The sequence below is a fragment of the Kitasatospora sp. NPDC004799 genome (assembly GCF_040609095.1).
Classification (GTDB): Bacteria; Actinomycetota; Actinomycetes; order Streptomycetales; family Streptomycetaceae; genus Kitasatospora.
On the sequence record NZ_JBEXJK010000595.1, the window covers coordinates 1 to 3,633 of the forward strand.

The 3,633-nt window shown below is 75.2% G+C and carries 3 protein-coding genes; 2 read left to right on the forward strand and 1 reads right to left on the reverse strand.

The window, feature by feature from the left end; all coding sequences use genetic code 11:
- Positions 1-235 precede the first annotated feature (235 nt).
- Complete coding sequence (locus ABZW03_RS38610) at positions 236-1,489, forward strand: phosphatidate cytidylyltransferase (protein ID WP_355269215.1); 1,254 nt, start codon at positions 236-238, stop codon at positions 1,487-1,489.
- 81 nt (positions 1,490-1,570) lie between these two features.
- A complete protein-coding gene (gene rlmN, locus ABZW03_RS38615) occupies positions 1,571-2,671 on the forward strand; it encodes a 23S rRNA (adenine(2503)-C(2))-methyltransferase RlmN (protein WP_355269217.1) in 1,101 nt (366 codons plus the stop codon).
- Between the two features lie 10 nt (positions 2,672-2,681).
- Here rlmN and ABZW03_RS38620 read toward each other — a convergent pair.
- On the reverse strand, positions 2,682-3,633 hold a 952-nt coding region (locus ABZW03_RS38620), incomplete at its 5' end, for a hypothetical protein (protein WP_355269219.1).

Consider the following 3,633-nt stretch of genomic DNA (forward strand, 5'->3'; position numbering starts at 1 on the left):
CGTGGGCCCGCTCCTGGGCGCGCGGGCTGGGCACCAGCCTGCTGAACCCGAAGAACGGCGTCTTCTACATGGCGATGCTGCCGCAGTTCATCCCCACGGGCACCCCGGCCACCCGGGCGGCCACGCCGTGCCCCCGGGCGCGCCGGGCGCCGCCCAGGGAGCGCCGGGCCTCCGTTCGGATCAGTCGCAGCAGCCTCCGGTGTACTGGGGCGGCGACGCGGAGGAGACTCAGGTCATGCCTCCCGTACCGGCCGAGCCCGGCCCGCCGCCGGGCACGCCCGCCCCGGGCCGTTCGGCCGCCCACGGCCGACCCGCGGCCCACGGTCGGCCCACCCCCGGAGGTCCCGTCCCCGGAGGCCCCGGCCCCGGTGGACCGGCCGACCCCGCCGAGGGGCAGGCCAGGGAGGCCGGCCGGCTGAGCGGCCCGCTGTTCCGGGACGAGCAGCCCGAGCCCGCACCGCCGGGCGTGACGGAGACGGTCGTGCTGCGCGCGATATCCGACGACGCCACCCCTGCCCCCGGCCGCAGCACCCCGCCGCACCCGGGGGCACCGGTGCATCCCGCGCCGTCGGCGAACCACCCGGCGGCCGGGCAGCCCCACTTCGTGCCGTCGTCCCACCCAGGGCAGGAGACACCCGTGGCCGCCCAGCCCGCCCCGCAGCCGCAGCCGCGCAAGCAGCGCGGTGGCCGTAACCTCCAGGCCGCCATAGGCGTGGGCGTCGGCCTCGGCGCGGTGATCATCGCCTCGCTGTTCGTGGTGAAGGCGCTGTTCCTGGTCGTCGTGATGGCCGCGGTCGCGGTCGGTGTCTGGGAGCTGACCAGCCGGCTCGCCGAGCGCAAGCAGATCAAGGCGCCGCTGGTGCCGCTGGTCGTGGGCGGCCTCGCGATGGTCGCCACCGGCTACTGGTCCGGCATCCAGTGGGCCGCCGCCTCGCTCGCCCTGACCGGGCTGGCGGTGATGGTCTGGCGGATGGCCCAGCCGCCGGAGGACTACCTGCGGGACATAACGGCGGGCGTGTTCACGGCCTTCTACGTGCCGTTCCTGGCCACCTTCGTGGCGATGATGCTGGCGGCCGACGACGGCCCCCAGCGGATCGTGCTCTTCCTGATCGTGACGATCTGCAGCGACACCGGCGCCTACGCGGTGGGCTACAAGTTCGGGAAGACCAAGCTCGCCCCGACGATCAGCCCGGGCAAGACCCGCGAGGGCCTGGCCGGCGGCATCGGCCTGTCGATGCTGGCGGGCGCGCTGCTGATGCAGCTGATCATCGACGGCGGCAGCTGGTGGCAGGGCCTGATCCTGGGCGGCTGCGCGGCGGTCACCGCGACCCTGGGCGACCTGGGCGAGTCGATGATCAAGCGCGACCTCGGGATCAAGGACATGGGCACGCTGCTGCCCGGCCACGGCGGCATCATGGACCGGCTGGACTCGCTCCTGCCGACCGCCCCGGTGGTCTGGCTGCTGCTGGCGGCCTTCGTCGGCAGCTGACCGCGCCGACCGGACGTACGTACGAGGGACCCGGACGCCTGGCGTCCGGGTCCCTCGCGCGTCTGCGACACTGGAACAACCATGCCTAAGCCCGGAGAACTCACCTTTGTCGCGCCGCGCGGCGCCAAGCCCCCGCGACACCTCGCCGACCTGAGCCCCGCCGAGCGCAAGGAGGCCGTCGCCGAGCTGGGCGAGCAGCCGTTCCGCGCCAAGCAGCTCTCCAACCACTACTTCGGCCGGATGTCGAACGACCCGGCGAGCTGGACGGACATCCCCGCCGCCAGCCGGGAGAAGCTCACCGAGAGCCTGCTGCCCGAGCTGATGTCGGTGGTCCGGCACGTCTCCTGCGACGACGACGCCACCCGCAAGACGCTCTGGAAGCTCTTCGACGGCACGCTCGTGGAGTCCGTGCTGATGCGCTACCCGGACCGGGTCACCATGTGCATCAGCTCGCAGGCCGGCTGCGGCATGAACTGCCCGTTCTGCGCCACCGGCCAGGCCGGGCTGACCCGCAACCTGTCCACCGCCGAGATCGTCGAGCAGATCGCCGCCGGGATGCGCTCGCTCAAGTCCGGGGAGATCCCCGGCGGCGAGGCGCGGCTGTCCAACGTGGTCTTCATGGGCATGGGCGAGCCGCTCGCCAACTACAACCGGGTGCTGGCCGCGATCCGCCGGCTGACCGACCCGGCGCCGGACGGCTTCGGCCTGTCCCAGCGGGGCATCACGGTCTCCACCGTCGGCCTCGTCCCGGCGATGAACCGGTTCGCCGACGAGGGCCTCAGCTGCCGCCTGGCGCTGTCGCTGCACGCCCCCGACGACGAGCTGCGCGACGAGCTGGTGCCGGTGAACACCCGGTGGAAGGTCGCCGAGGTGCTGGACGCGGCCTGGAACTACGCGGAGAAGTCCGGCCGCCGGATCTCCATCGAGTACGCGCTGATCAAGGACATCAACGACCAGGCGTGGCGGGCCGACCTGCTCGGCCGGCTGATCAAGAACCACCGGGTGCACGTCAACCTGATCCCGCTGAACCCGACCCCCGGTTCCAAGTGGACGGCGTCCCGGCCCGAGGACGAGCGCGAGTTCGTCCGCCGCCTCCAGTCGCACGGCGTGCCGACGACCGTCCGCGACACCCGCGGCCAGGAGATCGACGGCGCCTGCGGCCAGCTCGCCGCGGCCGGCTGAGCAGTCGGAACTATCGGAGTCCGGCGGCCGCCAGCGCGGCGGTCGCCCCACCGGTCAGCAGCAGCGTGCTGCCCACCGCGAGGGTGCGCAGCGCGACCGCGCCGAACAGCAGCCGGGGCGAGGTGCCGAGGCGCAGCAGCGCGTCGGTGACCTCCCGGCGGTCGGTGCGGACCTCGGCGAGCCGGGTGATCACCGCGGCGGCCGCGCAGCCCAGCACCAGGCAGGCCTCGACCGCGGGCAGCGCGTCGGCGCTGTCGGGCGTGCCGATCCAGTAGCGGACGGTGGTGAGCACCAGCGCGACGGCGAGGGTGAGCACGGCCAGCGGCGCGCCGAGCCGGCGGGCCTGGGCGGTGAGGCCCCGCCCGGCCAGCAGCCGCAGCGGGGTGGGCCGCCCGACGGCGAGCAGCCGCCCGGCCCAGGCCAGCAGCGGGCCGGTGAGCAGGGCGAGGCCGAGCGCGCTGGCGGCCCAGCCGCCGAGGGCGGCGGTGCTGGTGGAGCCGAGCCCGGCGGGCAGGTGGACCGGGCGGCCGTCGACGGCGGCGCCGGGCCGCAGGGCGATGAGTTCGAGCGCGGCGCCGATCACGCCCAGCCCGGTCGCCAGGGCGATACGCCAGACGCCGAAGCCGGTCGGGGCCTGGGGACGGCCGCCGGGCAGGGTGTCGGTGACGGGCACCGCGCAGGCGGCGGCGGTGCCGGCGGTGAGCGGGACCAGGGCGAGCAGGGCGACCGGTGCGGCGGCCGGCAGCGGCGCGCCCATGCCGAGGTCGCGGGCGAGCGAGGGCCCGGCGACGTCGTTGCGCAGCACCAGGAAGGCCAGCAGGGTGAGCCCGCTGCCCAGGGTGCAGGCGAGCACGACCTCGCCGGCGATCAGCGTCCGGATCCGGCGGGAGCCGGCCCCGGCGGCGGTGAGGCCGGCGATCCGCTCGGGCCGCCGGGCGGGCACCGCGGGGGCGGCGAGAGAT